This is a genomic window from Enterobacter sp. PTB, from assembly GCF_051130085.1.
Lineage (GTDB): Bacteria > Pseudomonadota > Gammaproteobacteria > Enterobacterales > Enterobacteriaceae > Enterobacter > Enterobacter ludwigii.
The window spans coordinates 25,339-43,251 of the sequence record NZ_JBDKEE010000023.1 but is presented as its reverse complement, the minus strand read 5'-3'; the positions used below and the strand labels follow the sequence as shown (position 1 = coordinate 43,251).

Here is a 17,913-nt window from a genome sequence, read left to right as displayed (position 1 = left end):
GAGATAGCCCGTGAATAACTCTACATCGCATTCTTTAGCGGTTAAGACACCGCTTTCCAGACTTTACCTCGCTCTATTTTCCGCACCGCTGTTGATGCTCTCCCCTGCCGATTTCGCTCGCGCAGCGGATGCCATTTTTGACGGCGACGCGCGTGTTACCGAATCTTTAGGTTACACCGGCGATGTTTACGTCGGCCGTAACCAACGTGGGAACCTGCTGATCGATAATGGCAAAATCACTGCCTATAACATCAATATCGGTCGACTGTTCAACGGACAAATTTATGAAAGCGCGGTCACGGTCCGCGGACCAAATGCTGAGCTGAACGCGGTTAACGATCAGTACATTCTGCGTGGTGGCCTGAATCTTGGCCTGGGCACCCTGCGAGTTGAAGACGGTGCGCTGGCCAGCGCGAAGGAGATCGTGGTCGGTACCACCCGTGGCTACGACAGCCACCTTATCGCTACGGGCGCCGGTTCACGCGTCGTCAGTAATTTTCTCAGCGTCGGCACTGACCTGGGTGCCCGCTCCACGCTGGCGATTGAAAACGGTGCGACGCTCAACACCACCTACGATGCCCGTATCGGCAATGGTTCCGGCCCAGATGAAACCGACAAGCTGAGCCCGAAAGCTACTGTCACGGGATCCGGTTCGCAATGGAATGTTGCCCGTACGCTCACGCTTTATGGCGATCTGGACGTGCTCAACGGCGGAGCGGTTAGCGTGGGCAACATTCAGGTGGCGGGCGTCTCTGGCGCACGTAAAACCGCCGAGCTGGTTATCGCGGGCGAGGGCTCGCGTTTTACCAGTGCCAGCAGCGTTAGCGTTGGCGATTACGGCAATGGCGTACTGTCGGTCATGGACGGCGGTGCATTTTCCGCAGGCGGTAATGAGCTGGTAGTGGGGATGACGGGCTCCGGCTCGAACCGGGGCGCGCTGATAATCGGCAGCCGCGGCAATATGGACTCCGGCACCGGTTTAACGGAGCCGACGCTCAGCGCAGCGGGCGGCGCGGGCACTCTTGATGCGAAGACGGCAATCAGCCTTCGGGGTGGGTTATTCGGCAGCTATGTCTACTTCAACCATACCGACGGAAATTACGTTTTCAGCAACAAGATGAGCGGCGAAGGTGAAGTGATCAATACCTCCGGCCAGACCACGCTGAACGGCGATCTTTCAGGGCTCAAGGCGAACGTGACCGCGCGCGGTGGAAAAGTCATTATTGCCAGCAATATCAACACCCAACCCGAAGACGATATTTTTGATGTGCAGACGCTTAGCGCCGAGAACGGCGGCACGCTCATCCTCAACGCGACGGCGGGATCGGAGGTCAGTAACGGACAAGGTTACAGCAGCGCCGCGTCGATCAAAGCCGGCGGCACGCTGGGCGGTAACGGCACGCTGGGCCAGACAGAGATCCTCTCCGGCGGCCATATCTCGCCCGGTGATGGCACTATCGGCACGCTGACGCTGAAACGCTACCTGAACTTTGTGGGTGAATCGTTCTATGACGTTGATATCGCCGGTGACGGCCGCAGCGATCAGTTACTGGTGTCTGGCAAAACGACCATCAGCGATCAGGCTAAAGTACAGGTTACCGCACTGGATCCGCAGACCAGCTACAAAACGGGCCAAAGCTATCGCATTCTAACCTCCGAGGGGGGAATTGACGGCCAGTTCGCCGGGGCCATCTCCAAATCCGCCTTCCTGGACGTGGCACTGAAACAGAGCACCGACGCTGTCGATCTCACCATCGCGCAGAAAGAGACCGGCGGAGAGAATCCTGGGGGTGAAAATCCGGGTGGTGAAAACCCGGGTGGTGAGAACCCTGGGGGTGAAAATCCGGGTGGTGAGAATCCAGGCGGCGAGAACCCAGGGGGTGAAAATCCGGGTGGAGAAAATCCAGGAAGTGGTAAACCGGGTATTTTCCAGACGGTGGCCAACACCAGCAACCAGTGGAATACCGCCGGCGCGCTTTCCACGCTGACACAAAACGGCCCTTCCCTGGCGCTGTATAACTCTCTGCTGGTACTCAGCGCACCGCAAGCGCGCGAGGCGTTCAACCAGCTGTCAGGTGAAGTTTACCCGTCGGTACAGTCTAACCTGATCGCCGGCAGCACTCAGCTGTTCAACGTACTGAACCAGCGCATGCAGCGCGCGTTCGATAATGACAGTCTGCCGATACCGCCGTTAGCGATGTCGCTGGTACAACAGCCGGAGCAACAAAATAACGGCATATGGGGCCAGACCTTCAGTTCCTGGAGCAGAACGAGCGGCAACGGTAACGCAGGCAAGCTGGACGGCAACACCACCGGCTTCCTGCTGGGCGCGGATCGCACGTTGGCTGACCATAACGTACGTGTCGGGGGGTACTTCGGCTATAGCCGTGGTGATTACGACGTTGATAGCCGCCGTTCATCCACGGATACCGACAACTATCACCTTGGCCTGTATGCCGCAGGGCAACAGAATGCGTTCTCACTGCGCGGCGCGCTGGGTTACACCTGGCACAAGATTGAAGGCGAGCGCAACGTTGATTTCAGTGGTTTCTCGGACCGCCTGAAGTCAGATTACGACGCCAACTCGCTGCTGGCGTTTACCGAGGCGGGCTACCGTTTTGGCCAGCCGGCGATGAATGTTGAACCGTTTATCAACCTGTCCTGGATTCGACTGCATACCGACAGTTTCAGGGAAGATGGCGGTGCCGCCGCACTGAGCGTGCGTAATGAAACGATGAACACCTTCTACTCCACGCTCGGGATGCGCGGTGTCACCGAGCTGCCGAAAAACGTTAACCTGTATGGTTCGTTGGGCTGGCAGCACGCCTACGGGGATAAAAACACCTCATCGCGGATGGCATTTGCCGGCAGTGACGCGTTCATCACCCAGGGCCAGGCCGTTGATGAGGACGTGATGGTGGGCGATATCGGCGTCCGCGTACAGCTGTCGCGCGCTGCGACGCTGGATGTCGGTTATCAGGGGCAACTCGGTCAAGACACCCGCATCAATTCGGTCAACGCTAACCTGCGCTGGTCGTTCTGATTACCCTTTTCAGCATTTATACAGACCCGCATACTGCGGGTCTTTTTTTGTCCGTATTCTGTCCATCGCATACTGATGTCTGGTGAGGCTGACCTGTGCCCATTGGTTAACACACCAGGGTATTCGTCGTGTGCGTTTCGCCACGACAGCACACAATCGGATCTGTCGAATTACGTCAAAACACATATATGCTTTAATCAGAGAGCATCAATTAATGAAAGACATATTCCCGTCAACACATATCAGGAGGTCTGTTTGCGAATTGAAACAACTCGATTGTGCCTTCGCCCGGTAATGGCATCAGACGTAGCGGATCTCTACAGAATTTATGGTGATCCGGCGACGAACACGTTTAACCCCGCAGGCCCCTACCCGGATATTGATCATGCAAAAACGGTTCTCAATCGCTGGCTCGCCCACTGGCAAACTCACAGCTTTGGTAGCTTCGCCATATCGCTTCTTGGCTCTCCTGAAAAAATCATCGGATTTGGTGGTCTGAGCATCCGTAGCTATGGCGATTGTGTGATTAACAATCTTGGGTATCGGTTATCGACAGATGCCTGGGGAAAAGGCCTGGCGACAGAATTTGCTACACGCGCGGTAAGGTATGGTTTTGATGATATGCAACTCACCGAGATCTCAGCCGTTGTCAGAGCTAACCATCTGGCATCACAGAACGTTCTTGAAAAAACGGGACTGAGATATGTCAGAGATATACATGATATTAAAGACGCACCGCCGAGCCTTTTGTATTCACTCACCTTAACGGAGTGGATGAACAAAATCAGGTAAACATCACCTTCCGTCGTTAAGGTGAAAAATACGCATACAGGTAAATGCCAGTGGGTTATGTTTTCACGTGAGCGTATATTAAAACGACAAACTCGTTGAGTATAAATTCATTTTAAGGCATGGAAGTTGAGGTCCTGGTGAGAAGACGTTATGTGATTGCAGATGTGTTTACTGATAAACCGTTTTGCGGTAACCCGGTCGCTGTCGTTCTGGATGCCGAGGGATTGACCACTGAGCAAATGCAGCTGCTCGCCTTAGAATTTGGCTACAGTGAAACGACGTTTGTTTTACCTCCTGAAGAACCATCACATACGGCTTGGGTACGGATTTTTACCCCGACGCGTGAAATCCCTTTCGCTGGTCATCCCAATATTGGGACTGCTTTTGTCCTGGCGTATCAGGCTGAACTGAATGGCGAATCGCTACCTGAAACGCTGATATTCGAAGAAGCCGCCGGGCGGGTACCTGTCAGGATTATCAAAGAAAATGCAAAGGTCACGGGTGCAGAGCTTCTTGTTCCGCAAGCTTTATCCTGCCACTCAGAAGTCAGTCCGGAAAACGTGGCGGCCTGCCTCTCTCTTGAAGCCAGTGATATACGCACTGAAATGCATATGCCTGTCGTCGCCTCTGTTGGCCTGCCTTTTTTGATTGTCGAACTCGCGACCCGAAATGCGCTTCGCTGTTGCGTACCCAATTTGCAGGGGTTCCGGGCTATTTTGCCCCTCGACGGCGCGGTGTCCATTTACGCCTATACGCTGGAAACGGATCCTGAAGACCCGTGTGATTTGCAGGCCCGGATGTTTACGCCACGCATGACCGAAGATCCGGCAACAGGCAGCGCGACTGGCGCAGTGACAGCCCTGCTGGCCCAGCTTCGCAATAAAAAAGAGCTCTCTCTTCGCGTAAGCCAGGGCGTTGATATGGGGCGCGCCAGCATATTATTTTCAGGCTATGACGGCACTGCAGAAAGCCCGTCAGTTCGGGTAGGAGGAAAAAGCGTTATTGTCATGGAAGGCTCATTTACATTGCCCTGACGGCCGCGGTGAATGAGGTGCGGATGTCGCAATTTTTATCACACCCGATGAAGATTGACTCAGAGCATAGTGTATAAATCAATGGAGAGCTGGTCATGAATATTTAGAGTACGAGCCAGTACCTCTTCAGGTCTGGCTCCCATAGTCATGAATTTTCAGTCAATCGGCAGAATAATTTTTAACCACGAATCATCGTTTCTACTACTTTATATCCGTCCAATTAAATTTCTTACCCGTTGTATCCTTAATTACAATCGGTTTTTGATAGTCCTGTAGCCACTTTTGCAAGCTAACGATATCATTTTCAACCCGATGTATTCCGAGCCATAATTCGGAAAGGGTATTCGCATCATCGGTAGACCATGGCGTATTGTAGTCTCCGATCAACTTATTCTTTCTTTCAACTTTAGGGCTATACCAAATGAAAGTTGGGACAGATAACGCTTCCCGGGGTGGATTAGCCCCCGCATGGTAATATACCACTGAACGTGAAGGGTCGCGTATTAAGGCATGGTCAGAAAAGTAAAATACAGAAGAGCGTGTATTTGAAAGTTGGCTAAAAACTTTCCCCATAACATAATCCGTGAAGCGCACAGAGTTATCATAGCAATCATCATCTTTATTTCCATCTTTAAAGAAGGAAGCATCTTTTGGGAAGCGCGCGCAGGCTGGTTCGTGGCTACCATATAGATGTAGCACAATTAATTTCTTACCAGATGTTTTCAGCGTTGATTCAAGTTCTGGGAGCAAAGAGTCATCGAACCCCTGCTCAATCCACTGATGGTGTTTGGTTTTCATAGCGATACCTGTAATCACATTATTATATGCGCCCCCTTTTCCCTGGTGGCTAAACCAGTACGTATCGTACCCGGCTTTGTTCGCTATACTAATAATATTGTCACTGTACTTAGCGGGATCTGCTTCCTGTACTGAATCAGCAGTGAGCGCAAGTGGCACAGCCATAATGGTCACTGGCGCGGGGCTAATGGCATGCTGGAACAACAGAAGATTTTTCATTTCTGCTTCCAGTTCAGGAGTCGTGCTTCGCTCATATCCATATATGCTCATATTTGCACTGCGCTCAGACTCCCCAATAATAATTACATAATTATCAATTCCGGTATCTGATAGTGATATTGAATAGTCAGGTGTATTATTATTAATACTGGAGGCAATACTCATATCAGAGATGGCTTGCATAAAGACTGTAGCCGTGCTCAGTGGAGTTGAATTGACAACACGTTGAGCAAGGCTATCAACATTGCTTTTTCGTAATTGATGCAGTATACCCTGTACAGTATAGCCAGTTAGCAAAAGCACGAATAATATTGCAGGGTATCGCCTATACTTTAACGGCAGGGTACTTGTGCTACAGTTGATAGTTAAAACAAATAAACACAGCAACCCCATAAAAATTGCACAACTTCTCCAATAAACGCCTAACATTGAAAATGCTTCGCTACCTGTAGTATTTATTACACTTAATGCAAAACCATAGTCAAATTTAGCATTGAAGTGATTCCAGGCATACATCTGAAGAGATAAATCAGCAGCGATTAATGTTAAGGCTATAAAGCCAATAAGGTTTTTTAATATTTTGCTATTGATGCAAAGAAGTGTTAATAACAGAAAAGCAAAAACCAAGGTGCGATTAATGACCAAATTATAACGCGCACCAATAAAATTAACAATTACAACAATGGATACTGAAATTATAAAAAACACCCCACTTAAAACAAATCTAAAATTATCATAACAAATTTTTTTAAGAGTTAATAACATTTCATAGCACCTAAACCGGCTCGGTTTTTATCCGTTTTATTTAAATATAGAAAATAGTGTGATTCTTGTTTATTATATAATCAGCTGAGCTTGATTAATTAATGCAAATATGCTCCATAAGCTCAAAGCGTTCACAGAATCAGGACGCCTTGTTTAGCTTTCTTGAGGACTTTTAGAATATGAAACGCTGCGGGTGCCAGAGTCTATAGTATGCCGGCAATCTTCGGTACTACGAGGATTAGTAGATTTCGATTTTCATACTTCGCTCTTTATCATGCTCCCTACTCCACTCAATGCGTTGTACGTCCGCATAACAGCCTATGAGCAGGGATGCGGCCATGAGGCCATATGCAAATATTCCTTCGTTTCACAATATTGCCCGTTATGGGTTTGGTTGTGTTCATAATTTAACCCAGCCGATATATTCAATAATAGTACCTTGCATTGAATTTAGAATAAGTCGATAAAAATAATGTCCGCTCCCGGCACAAAGCGGACCCAAATAAGAGCCGTAAGGTCTGCTATCAGCAAGGAATGAACATCAACAATTTTCGATCATAAACAAAAATGTACCCGAGCCCCTAAACCTCGCGTTTTTCTGCCCATTTCAGCATCGCATCGAGAGCCGGACACAGCGCCTGCCCCCACTCAGTGAGCCGATATTCGACTTTCGGTGGAACCTGGGGATATACCCTACGTGACACAATGCCGTCGGCCTCCAGCTGTCGCAGCTGTTGTGCCAGCATCTTCTGCGAAATTTCGGGGATCAGTTTTTCAAAATCAGAATAGCGTTGCACCTTTCCGTCGAAAAGATGAAACAGAATAATGAGTTTCCAGCGACCTTCCAGCATTCGCAGAACTTGTTCCACGCCGCTTGCGGCGGTTTCAGGGCTATATAACTTACTCATAATTCAGTTGCTCACTTTTTTGTGCGTACTTGTCAATTTTACAGTCTATGTTAAAAATTCCCGTACTGTAAATAACGGGAGTAAGGGCCATGTCATTATCTCTACCGCAAGCTATTTCAACCTATTTTGCGATCGGCAATGGTGCCGATATTGCCAGCGTTAAGCGCTGTTTTACCCTCAATGCCATCGTGTTCGACGAAGGTAAAACCCATCGGGGGCACGCGGCAATCGAAGCGTGGCAACGCGCGGCGCGTGATGCGTTCGACTATAGCGTTCACCCCATTGAAGTTCTCACGCAAGGCGATCGGGTAATAGTCACCTCGAACGTTGTCGGTAATTTTCCCGGCAGCCCCGTGATGCTTACACATACTTTCGGCCTCGCTGGCGACAAGATTGCGACTCTGGAGATAATCTGATGCTGATGGATCTTGATTTACAGGGCAGACGTGTTCTGGTTACCGCAGGTACCAAAGGGATCGGCAAAGCAGTTGTCCGCCTTTTAAAACAGCAAGGGGCAACGGTGCTAACCACCGCGCGTCACGAGCCCGCAGAATCTACCGCAGACGCTTTCGTGGCGGCGGATCTGACCACCATCCAGGGATGTAATTTAGTCGTGGACGCCGTTCAGAAACACCTGGGCGGCGTCGATATCATCATCCACGTAGCAGGCGGTTCTACCGCTCCCGGCGGTGGGTTTGCAGCCCTTGGGGAAGAGGAATGGCAACAGGAGCTCAATCTTAATCTGTTGCCTGCGGTACGCTTAGATCGCGCGTTGTTGCCTGGGATGCTGGCGCAACAGGATGGGGTGATCATCCACGTCACCTCTATTCAGCGTGAACTGCCGTTACCGGAATCGACCACCGGATATGCGGCGGCCAAAGCGGCACTGTCGGCGTACAGCAAAAGCCTGTCGAAAGAGGTGTCCCCTAAGGGAATTCGGGTGGTGCGTGTGGCGCCTGGCTGGGTAGAAACCGAAGCATCGGTAGCGATGGCGGAACGACTTGCTCAGCAGGCTGGAACGGACTACGAGGGCGGTAAGCAGATCATCATGAATGCACTCGGTGGAATTCCGCTGGGCCGTCCCTCAAAGCCCATCGAAGTGGCGAACCTCATCGTCTTCCTTGCGTCATCCTGTGCTGCCACTATTACCGGTACGGAATATGTGATCGATGGCGGTACTGTCCCGACGGTATAATTTTATATCTGAAACAGTGCATTATTTTGAGCCTTAACGTTTCCTCACGACAAACGAGTGGCCAGGCGTAACGGCCGCTTAGGGTATAAAGCGGCCTGATATAAGAGCCGCAAGGTCTGACTTGAGGCATAGATGAAGGCAAAAAGTCGCGCGGCGTTGAGTCCATAATGAAACGAAAGCAGCAGTGAATGCCGCCGGGAATGGGTTTCAGCATCTGCTCATGCTAAAGAGCAGAACGCTACGCGCAACTTCAGGCCCGCGTAGAACAAAGGGCAGACGACCTCTTTGCAGACACTCAACATGTTGTGTCCAGCAATAAGCGATTACCTACCCTACTGAGACACTTCAGCCAGTAATGCAGCCTGTACAGCAGGTCGGGCATTTATTTTTTCCATGTACGCCGGTAGCGCTGGCCAGCGTTCCAGTTGGATTGAGAAGAATTTACACCAACCCAGTACAGTAAAAAGGTAGGCATCCGCTACGCTGAAGGATGAGCCAGTCAGATAGGTGTTTTCGTCGAGCCTCGCCTGGAGTAAATCGAACTGTCGGAAGAGCTTATCCTGAAAAATCGCTTTGATGTCCTCAGGCAGCGCGGGGTTGAACAGCGGTGCCGAGCCAGCGTGTATTTCACTAGTGATAAAGTTAAGCCATTCCTGCAGACGCACCCGAGCCCAACTGTCCGCGCGCGGTGCCAGGCCATATTCTGGTTTAAGATCGGCGAGGTACTGCACTATGGCTGGCCCCTCAGTGAGTATCTGCCCATTATCCAATTCAAGTGCAGCGACATAACCTTTAGGGTTAATGGTGCGGAAGTCGCGACCATCAGCAGTAAGCTTGCTTTTGTTGTTAACCTTCACCAGTTCAAATTCAATTTCCATTTCACGCAGCACAATGTGCGGTGATAACGAACAGGTATCCGGGGCGTAATAGAGTTTCATGTTGTCTCCGTTAAATGTGTAAAGCCATCGAGAAATTCGAAGCAATTCTGAACTCACTGTATTTGACGCGTATTTCGCTGTAAAATTAATGATATAGAATTTAACTATTAGCTGAGCTACTGATAATCATGATGAATCTTTTACACTGGCGCCTGCTGGTGGCCGTCGCGGATGCCGGCAACATCTCGCGCGCCGCAGAAGAGATAGGAATGACTCAGTCAGGTGCCAGCCAGGCCATCGCCCAGCTCGAAGCTTCGCTTGGATTCCCGGTATTTACGCGTGAGCGACGGTATATCGGTATTACCGCGCTGGGTGAGCAGGTTATTGAAAATGCACGAAACATGCTTTCGCAGCTGAATGCCATCCGCATACTGACTGATAAGAGCCGAGACTTACACCGGGGGCGCATTCGCCTGGCCAGTTTTCCCTCAGTGACGTCCACATTGTTGCCAGGGCTTCTGCGCGACGTTAAGCGCCTGCATCCGGGTATTGAAATCGTTGTCCTGGAAGGCTCGGACGAGGAAGTCGAGGAGTGACTTGCCGCCGATACCGTAGAACTTGGGGTGGTCATGAATCCCGGTCCCGGGCGTGCAGAGGTTATATTAGGACAGGATGCATGGGTCGCGGTAATACCAGCTAAACATCAGCTGGCACATCATGCCAGGGCTTATGGCATAACGCTAAAGGCGCTGGCAGACCAGCCCTTTATTCTGGCCACAGGCGGATGTGTCATTAACGGAAAAAGCCTGATGGAAATGGCTGGTTTGCAACTTTCTGATATACGCGTGACAGTACGCGACTGGATTAGCGCCTGTAAGCTAGTCGGGGAAGAGATGGGCGTCGCCCTTGTACCTGAATCAGCCCTGCCGGAGACGCTGCGCAACCTGTGCGTGGTGCCTTTGACGCCTGCTATACACCGGGAATTTGGGCTGGTTTGTTCGTCATCTGGAGCGTCTTCTGATGCAACGCAGACGCTACTTAATGCGCTACGTAAGCGAAGATGAGCCAGCTGGTGTTATTCAATTCAGCGCCTTGTTAAATGTCCGCTTCTGGCACAAAGCGGCCAAACTCACTGGAGTGGACATTCAGTATATAAGGGAAAAAAATTGCTGATTTTGCATTCAGGCCCTGTTAACTTGAATGACAATGAAAACACACTCTGTCCTATTCCATTCAATGATTATTATCACCTGTCTGACTCAGGTGGGATAACGTTCGCCATTTTCCCGCCGGTAAGGCGGGCCTTACCGGTAACAATCCCGTGAGGTAAATAATGGATATCGCTACAGCCACAACGTCAGAAAAACCCACTTTGCACTTGTTATGTGGGAAAATTGCATCAGGCAAATCCACATTGTCAGCAAAGTTAGGTGCATTACCCGGCACCATAATTGTCAGTGAAGATTATTGGCTGGCTGCCCTCTTTGCCAATGAAATGCAATCTATAGCTGATTATGTGCAGTATTCCTCAAGACTCAGAAACGCTATGAAGCCTCATCTGGTGTCGCTACTCAAAGCGGGTTTATCCGTAGTTCTGGATTTTCCGGCAAACACACAAACCAATCGTGAATGGATGATGAGCATCATTAAGGAGTCAGGTGCCAGTAACAGGCTGCATTATCTGAAAGTTACTGATGAAGTATGTAAATCCCGCTTGCGCGCCCGTAATGCAGAAGGAATGCATGAATTTACAGCCTCAGATCAACAATTTGAAACCATAACGCGCTTTTTCGCAGAGCCAACGGCTGATGAAGGGTTTGATATTATTGAATACAGCTGAATTTACCTTTCTGCACAAAGCGGACCAGCATACGAGCCGCAAGGTCCGCTTTGAGCGATGAGAGGACGTTGAGTTTCTAGTAAAACTGACATGAAAACGTCCAAAGTCCCTCTGGGGATTTGTGAAAGTAGCCGATACCATTGTCCGCCCACATCCAGTTTACTTTTTCTTCTGACCCCACTTGAAAGACAAAATCTTGAATCCCCACACCATGTTGTATCTCCATTGGATATCCTCCAACCTTGGTTCCCCTGTACCGGTTAAAACCATCATAGAATCTATCAATTGCATCCTCATCATCGTTTACGTCAGACAAGTCGATAATATCCCAAGCATCCTCCCATCCCGGAGCATCATCATTGACACTCATCCACCGAACCGGAAATGCGCGATATGGAGTGTTAATTGCAGGCAATAACTCAAGCCCATCAAGGGTGGCGTATTCTCGTATTAGCCACCCCTCGCCATGAGGTTTATCAAATGGATGGCTTTCCATATTATGGTAAAGCACTAAGAGCGCGATCCCCTTCAGTTGTTCAGGAATCACGGGAAGCTCATCTACGCGAATCTGGAGAAGCGGAAACATCGGCTGCCCCTTCCAAACTGGCAACCCTTCACCTGGAAGAGCGACTCCTTTTAAAAACCAGGATGTAATTGGGTCTGCTGTAGGGCGGAAACCACCGACTTGTGCCACAGATGCAGTACGTAATTTGGATCTGAGTTCTTCTAAAACTAACGCACTCTTGGATTTCATAATTGCATCCTTGCGTATGCCCATACTCTTGGATTCTGAAATAGAGAAGTTTTTATTATATATCGTAATTATTACCCAACAGACCTAAATATTTCTGTGCTTCCTCGTCAGAAGAGTAACGGAGGTCCGCTTCTTGCACAACACGGACCGACATAAGAGCCGTACGATCAGCGACGAGCAAAAAACGGAAGTGACCTAAATTTATCGTGGTCATGAGATTCAGTCTGAAGCAAGGTGAAGAATGTCCGATAAATCGAAGTGCGAGATAGCGTTCTTCGTTAATCACACCATGAGGTGCTTTCTGATGATATGGTTATACCCTCACCATCCCTAAAGAGAGAACACTAATGATTGTAAGGACCTGGCATGGATGTGTTCCGCTTGAACATGCGGAAGGTTTTGCAAAACACCTTGAAAAAACAGGGGTAGAGCATTCCAGGAGCATATCGGGGAACAAAGGCGCGTTCGTTCGCAGAGAAACGCAGGGGAGTTGGGAGCATTTCTTTCTGGCAACTTACTGGCAGGATCTGCAGTCAGTGAAGGCATTTGCTGGAGAAAACTATCATGTGGCGGTCACTTACCCGGATGATGAAGAATTTAAGCTACTTTCTGACCCTTACGTTTTCCAGCATGTTGTTGAGGCAATTTCACCCCTTTAATGTCATCTTCCGGGTATCCTGTCGCTATCCCTGAATTGTCATAACCCCCATATTGACTCAACGCATCCATTTAGGGCACAGAGCAGCCTGTTTCATTTGGTATCAACATGCTGCTCCGTGCGAAGACTGTTCTGTTTAACATCACCCGATTTAGACCCTATCACTCAGGTCTTCGCGGGTTGGACCTTGAAAGTAGAGGCTACTTATATGGCAACTACGCGGTTGAACCAACACAAAACGAATCGCTTCCCAGACCGATCGCCCGTTCAAGAGCCGCTCTCCCATTCTGCATTGGCTATCGACACTCGAATCTAACCCTGTAAGTTCGAAATCAGGAGGATACAGTCCGGTAACCCGTATATTTTCTTTGGACAATTGCTGTGCGAGTTTTGTTGTAAATCCGCTGAGCCCATGTTTGCTGGCGAAAAAAGCGGGGTGCGCAATTGAATCCGTGAAGTTCGGGATCCCGCAGGAAGAGATAATTGAGACGATATCAGCACTGTCTGAACGTCTTAACCCAGGCAACAGAGCCTGCGTCAGAAGAATCGACGCTGTCAGGCCGGAACTGACGGTATTAATAATGTCGGTATCAGGCTGGTCGTCTAACGTTCCTGACAACCATTGGGCAGCATTGAGAATTAAAATATCTATGGGCTTGTCTGAAGTTAATAGCTGTGAAGAAAACGCAGAAAGGGATTCAGCCCGGGTTAAATCACAGATATACCCTTTTGCCATACCGCCTTCAGCAGTGATAAGACTGCAGGTTTGTTGAATATCATCAGCCCGCCGCGCGCAAAATTCTACCTCAACGCCTTCCCGCGCCAGCCATACGCACAGCGCCTGACCAAATCCCCTGCCCCCACCCGTAATAACCGCTCTTTTGCCTCTCAGCATCTCCATACGTCCTTTCATTAATGGGTATGTTTATGGAGATATAGCATGAGGAGAGGGAGTGACATCTTTCCGTGAGTGCTATTTTAGATGCGGGCATGGCGTCTGCGATGCGCGATAAACGCCCCCTGCAATGAATACCCTCCTGAGTTCAGGCCATCATGACCACAATACTTAGCGTTCAAGCGCAGTAAGGATTGCGGCTTCCATTTTCTCGGGGGTGGTGATCGGCGCAAAACGCTTGAGCGGTTTACCGTCGCGTCCGATCAGGAACTTGGTGAAGTTCCACTTGATTCGTCCCCCCAGCACGCCGGGCAATTCGTTTTTCAGATAGCGAAACACCGGATGCGCTGCGGCTCCGTTGACCTCGATCTTCTCGAATATCGGGAAGCTCACACCGTAATGAACGTGACAGGTCCTGGCGATGTCGTCGGCATCGCCGGGCTCCTGTTTACCGAACTGGTTGCAGGGGAACCCAAGCACCACCAGCCCCTGGGCGGCGTATTTCTTATAAAGCGCCTCAAGGCCGCCGTATTGTGGCGTGAAGCCACATTGGCTGGCGGTATTCACGACCAGCACCACCTTGCCAGCGAAGTCGAGCATAGCGACAGGCTGTCCATCCAGACGGGTGGCTGTCAGTTGATAAAACGTGGTCATAGCGGGATCCTCAACGCAGAACCTGTTCGACGCCAACATTACCACGTCGCGCACAGCGGCGGGGAAAGGGACCTAAGAAGTCGGTTCTGTTTCTGGTTGCGCGGCAGGTCTGGAAACTTACCCTAAATAATAGCGAAGTATAAAGGCAAACATCACGCCGGAGATCACCGTCACCGGCATTGAAAAGCGCATTGCAACAACCAACGTTAACCCTAACGCGATCAGATCTGCGGGATTTCCGGAGGCAAAAAAAGGCGCAATGAAAGCCAGCATGACACAACCGGGAGAGGATTTAAGTACCGTCATCGCCCTGGGCGTAAGCACCCGGTTTCGTAATATAAGATAAGCGGTCACACGCGTTGCATACGTGGTGAGTGCCATTAATACGATGGCGATGAAGGTCTGATAATCAGGCATCCTCTCCCCCTAAAAATGCGGCAACGGCTAATCCTGCTAAAGGGCCAGCAATGACGTACCACAGGCCGGCAATAAAATGACATACCGCCACGGAGACGACCAGACTGATTATCCAGGGCACAGCTTTACGAATGCCATTCCACATGCCTCTGACCAGCACAAGAAAGACCGCCGGAAAGGCCATATCAAAACCATACTGGTGAACATCGCCCAGCACCGGGCCAATTAACGCGCCGAGTGCGGTACAGAAAACCCACATCGTATAGAAAGATAAAGAGACCGCCATATAATATGGCATGCTGAACAGCGGCGCCGTTTTGTTATTTCTGGAATGCGCGTCATTATAACTGAGTGCCCAACTCTCATCCGTCATAAAAAAAAGCGCAGGTAAGACCTTTCGTTTTGGAAAACGAGAAAGTAAGGGAACCAGCGTCGCCCCCATTAAAATATGACGACTGTTTACCAGTAATGTTACGGCCATAATAAGTAAAAAAGGTGGCGGCGACGTCCAGATTTGTATGGCGGCAAATTCAGACCCGCCGGCAAAATTTAATCCTGTCATCAAGGGAACGTCGAGAGGCGTGAGCCCCTTATGGCTTGCCTGCGCACCCAACACCAGCGCAAACGGGATCACGCCCAGTAATACGGGTAACCCATCTTTCAGGCCACGAAGGATTTCTTTTTTCTTCGTTTCACTCTTATCCAGTAATGGTCTGGCAGAACTGACATCCACACGTTGTTCACTCATGCGTTTCGCTCATTTCGTCTATTTCAAATACTGGCGCCAGAATAAAAGATGTGACACTATCAGTAAATATAAATAGTGTCACATTACACTTACGGTTATCTCATGCGCGAACGTTCTCCGTGGCAACCCCGTCTTGCAGAAGGCAATTCCTCCCCTACCGATCGGCTGGTCCAGGCGTTGTCAGACGATATTCTTTCAGGCCTGCTGAGGCTCGGCGCGCGCCTTCCGGCACATCGTGAACTGGCAGATACGCTTGGTATCGCGGTGGGTACTGTAACGAAAGCCTATGGGATCCTGGAGAGACGGGGTCTGGTTCGAAGCGTTAAGGGCAGCGGAATGTTTGTCGCGCTGGCCAATTCCAGAAGCCGAACCTTCATCGACCTGTCGCAAAACACCCCGCCGGCAGCACTGACCTCCCGGTCACTGAGTAAGACACTCACCACCCTCGCCCGGCGTCCTGACATGGATATGTTTAACACTTACGCCCCGGCAACGGGCCATGATGAACACCGGCGGCTTCTTGCGCAGTGGTTCAGTCGTCTGGGTGTCCCGGCAGATTACCAGCGTCTCATCTTAACGAACGGTGCTCAGCATGCGCTCTCTGTAGCGTTGTCTACGGTCTGTGAACCTTTTGGCCGACTGTACGTTGAGGCTCAGACCTATTCAGGGCTGATTCAGCTGTCGCATTTACTGAAGCTCACATTAGTGGGGATCCCGATGGATGACGAAGGCATGGATGTCTCTGTTCTGGAAAAGATCCTCGATGAAAATGCGGAAAAAGGCGGTGCTGTCTATGTCACGCCGCTCTTACAAAGTCCGTCCACACGCATTATGAGCCTGGCCCGCCGTCAGGAACTGGTTCGGGTTTGTCGGGAAAGGGGCATAAAGATTATTGAGGATGATGTTTATCGGCTGATGAGCACGACAGAATTGCCACAGATTGCCAAAATAGCCCCCGATATCACCTTATATGTGAATAGTTTATCTAAGATCCTTAATCCAGCATTGCGGATTGGCGGGCTGCTGGTACCGGAGGCGCTGTATTCGCGAGCAGAATCCATGCTGAGGGCAACGGCGATGATGGTCTCTCCGCTAAGCAGCTCCATCATGGAGCAATGGCTGATTGATGGCACAGCAGAAACCGTCACCCTCGCAATTGAACACGAAACCCGGCGTCGTTACCAACTCGCTATCGACATTTTAGGAGAGCACGTTTATCGCTCGGGGCTGCCCAGCTTTCATCTCTGGTTACCGTTTTCACGCGATGATGCGCACTCTTTCTACAATGCAGCGCTGGCGACAGGCATCAAAGTGACAGCACCGGCCTCGACTGAAGTGGGTCAACAGTCGGATCAGTACGGCGTCAGGTTATGTATTGGCGGAACGGAGTTCAGCCAGTTAAAGCAAGCACTCTTGAAACTCAACGAGATTGCCGGGCAACTCAAACAGAAACCAGACCCGTTCCCGCTTTTTAATGTATGAATGACAGGATAGGTCTGACTCCTGTTTCTTCTGACGAGGGTAATGTCATTCCCTTTATGTGCTCAAAAAATCAGCGGCGATTCGATCAGCATTTTTTCATAATATTTTTATCAGTCGCCATGATGAAATAGACAATGCTTATACAATCGGTAAAGCGTATGGATGGGTCTTATGCTGCCATTCGACGCGAAGCGTAAACGCTTTTTTACGGGCCAGGTCAGGCGTTGTCTGCTTCAAAAAAATTGCCGTATTTGTTATATTGTTACTTATTGATTATTCACCTCTGCGGTGCCAAAAAGAACAAGATTCACCGCAACCCAGGACAAAGAAATGTTAGATTACCGCTTCCCGACAGCTTTGCAGATGGTTCTCAGCGTAGCGATGGCGGAGCAATCGGGTGAACGTTCGACGAGTGCGATTCTGGCCTACGGACTGGAAGCAAATCCGAGCTTTATCCGCAAGTTAATGGTTCCGCTTACGCGTGACGGCATTATCGTCTCAACCCTTGGCCGTAACGGTTCTATTCATCTTGGTCGTCCGGCGGATAAGATCACCCTGCGTGATATCTATGTTTCTGTCATAGAAGATAAAAAGCTGTGGGCGTCGCGTCCTGACGTACCGGCTCGCTGCGTCGTCAGCGCCAACGCGTGCTGGTACTTTAAATCTATCGCCGATGAAGCGGAGCAGGCTTCGTTAGAGGTTCTGGCTCAACATACCGTGGCCAGCGCGCTGGAAAAGGTCAAAAAAGCCGATACCAGCGGGTGCGATCCGGTGCCTGAAATTGAAGGCCTGCATAAAAAAGCGTAGTCATGCCCTTCCTGATACGAAAAAAA

The 17,913-nt window shown here is 50.1% G+C and carries 17 protein-coding genes and 1 pseudogene; 10 read left to right on the top strand and 8 right to left on the bottom strand.

Going from position 1 to position 17,913, the window contains the following annotated elements:
* Positions 1-10: 10 nt before the first annotated feature.
* The 3 genes from AAIR21_RS21940 (at position 11) to AAIR21_RS21930 (ending at position 4,869) form a co-directional block, all read left to right on the top strand.
* On the top strand, positions 11-3,043 hold the full coding sequence (locus AAIR21_RS21940) for an autotransporter outer membrane beta-barrel domain-containing protein (protein ID WP_183516565.1): 3,033 nt from the start codon (positions 11-13) through the stop codon (positions 3,041-3,043).
* A gap of 255 nt (positions 3,044-3,298) precedes the next feature.
* Entirely contained in the window at positions 3,299-3,835 is a 537-nt protein-coding gene (locus tag AAIR21_RS21935) for a GNAT family N-acetyltransferase (RefSeq protein ID WP_044868879.1), read from the top strand.
* Between the two features lie 137 nt (positions 3,836-3,972).
* Entirely contained in the window at positions 3,973-4,869 is an 897-nt protein-coding gene (locus AAIR21_RS21930; RefSeq protein WP_068795188.1) for a PhzF family phenazine biosynthesis protein, read from the top strand.
* Between the two features lie 201 nt (positions 4,870-5,070).
* On the opposite strand, the gene AAIR21_RS21925 is transcribed toward AAIR21_RS21930, so the two are convergent.
* Together AAIR21_RS21925 and AAIR21_RS21920 are read right to left on the bottom strand one after the other, a co-directional pair.
* On the bottom strand, positions 5,071-6,651 hold the full coding sequence (locus AAIR21_RS21925; protein ID WP_183516566.1) for a phosphoethanolamine transferase: 1,581 nt from the start codon (positions 6,649-6,651) through the stop codon (positions 5,071-5,073).
* A 581-nt stretch (positions 6,652-7,232) separates the two neighbouring features.
* Positions 7,233-7,559 carry a winged helix-turn-helix transcriptional regulator gene (locus AAIR21_RS21920; RefSeq protein WP_014169010.1) on the bottom strand — a complete coding sequence of 109 codons (327 nt, stop codon included), beginning with the start codon at positions 7,557-7,559 and terminating at the stop codon, positions 7,233-7,235.
* A gap of 89 nt (positions 7,560-7,648) precedes the next feature.
* Between AAIR21_RS21920 and AAIR21_RS21915 the strand changes: the two genes are divergently transcribed.
* Positions 7,649-7,975 (top strand): nuclear transport factor 2 family protein, encoded by a 327-nt coding sequence (locus AAIR21_RS21915; RefSeq protein ID WP_032681485.1) that lies wholly within the window; start codon positions 7,649-7,651, stop codon positions 7,973-7,975.
* Complete coding sequence (locus AAIR21_RS21910) at positions 7,975-8,754, top strand: SDR family oxidoreductase (protein ID WP_047955189.1); 780 nt, start codon at positions 7,975-7,977, stop codon at positions 8,752-8,754. The genes AAIR21_RS21915 and AAIR21_RS21910 overlap by 1 nt, the downstream gene beginning before the upstream one ends.
* Positions 8,755-9,086: 332 nt before the next feature.
* Here AAIR21_RS21910 and gstA read toward each other — a convergent pair whose 3' ends face one another.
* Positions 9,087-9,692 carry a glutathione transferase GstA gene (gene gstA / locus AAIR21_RS21905; protein ID WP_183516567.1) on the bottom strand — a complete coding sequence of 202 codons (606 nt, stop codon included), beginning with the start codon at positions 9,690-9,692 and terminating at the stop codon, positions 9,087-9,089.
* A 128-nt stretch (positions 9,693-9,820) separates the two neighbouring features.
* Between gstA and AAIR21_RS21900 the strand changes: the two are divergent.
* Both AAIR21_RS21900 and AAIR21_RS21895 read left to right on the top strand, forming a co-directional pair.
* Positions 9,821-10,696 (top strand): annotated as a pseudogene (locus AAIR21_RS21900) (LysR family transcriptional regulator).
* A gap of 269 nt (positions 10,697-10,965) precedes the next feature.
* A complete protein-coding gene (locus AAIR21_RS21895) occupies positions 10,966-11,472 on the top strand; it encodes an AAA family ATPase (protein ID WP_183516568.1) in 507 nt (168 codons plus the stop codon).
* A gap of 76 nt (positions 11,473-11,548) precedes the next feature.
* On the opposite strand, the gene AAIR21_RS21890 is transcribed toward AAIR21_RS21895, so the two are convergent.
* A complete protein-coding gene (locus AAIR21_RS21890; protein WP_183516569.1) occupies positions 11,549-12,226 on the bottom strand; it encodes a DUF1963 domain-containing protein in 678 nt (225 codons plus the stop codon).
* Positions 12,227-12,573: 347 nt separating this feature from the next.
* Between AAIR21_RS21890 and AAIR21_RS21885 the strand changes: the two genes are divergently transcribed.
* The gene (locus AAIR21_RS21885) at positions 12,574-12,885 is read left to right on the top strand and encodes a hypothetical protein (RefSeq protein ID WP_025204747.1); all 312 of its coding nucleotides are present in this window, start codon (positions 12,574-12,576) and stop codon (positions 12,883-12,885) included.
* A 150-nt stretch (positions 12,886-13,035) separates the two neighbouring features.
* Here AAIR21_RS21885 and AAIR21_RS21880 read toward each other — a convergent pair whose 3' ends face one another.
* The 4 genes from AAIR21_RS21880 to AAIR21_RS21865 all read right to left on the bottom strand — a co-directional run bounded on the left by AAIR21_RS21880 (position 13,036) and on the right by AAIR21_RS21865 (position 15,598).
* The gene (locus AAIR21_RS21880; protein WP_183516662.1) at positions 13,036-13,779 is read right to left on the bottom strand and encodes an SDR family oxidoreductase; all 744 of its coding nucleotides are present in this window, start codon (positions 13,777-13,779) and stop codon (positions 13,036-13,038) included.
* A 171-nt stretch (positions 13,780-13,950) separates the two neighbouring features.
* Positions 13,951-14,433 (bottom strand): glutathione peroxidase, encoded by a 483-nt coding sequence (locus AAIR21_RS21875; protein ID WP_047955182.1) that lies wholly within the window; start codon positions 14,431-14,433, stop codon positions 13,951-13,953.
* Positions 14,434-14,550: 117 nt separating this feature from the next.
* A complete protein-coding gene (locus AAIR21_RS21870) occupies positions 14,551-14,850 on the bottom strand; it encodes an AzlD family protein (RefSeq protein ID WP_014168994.1) in 300 nt (99 codons plus the stop codon).
* The gene (locus tag AAIR21_RS21865) at positions 14,843-15,598 is read right to left on the bottom strand and encodes an AzlC family ABC transporter permease (RefSeq protein ID WP_032677597.1); all 756 of its coding nucleotides are present in this window, start codon (positions 15,596-15,598) and stop codon (positions 14,843-14,845) included. The genes AAIR21_RS21870 and AAIR21_RS21865 overlap by 8 nt, the downstream gene beginning before the upstream one ends.
* 102 nt (positions 15,599-15,700) lie before the next feature.
* On the opposite strand from AAIR21_RS21865, the gene AAIR21_RS21860 reads away from it, so the two are divergent.
* On the top strand, positions 15,701-17,080 hold the full coding sequence (locus AAIR21_RS21860) for a PLP-dependent aminotransferase family protein (protein ID WP_025204751.1): 1,380 nt from the start codon (positions 15,701-15,703) through the stop codon (positions 17,078-17,080).
* 330 nt (positions 17,081-17,410) lie between these two features.
* Positions 17,411-17,887, top strand: a complete 477-nt coding sequence (locus tag AAIR21_RS21855) for an RrF2 family transcriptional regulator (RefSeq protein WP_020885097.1) — start codon at positions 17,411-17,413, stop codon at positions 17,885-17,887.
* The last annotated feature ends 26 nt before the right edge of the window (positions 17,888-17,913 follow it).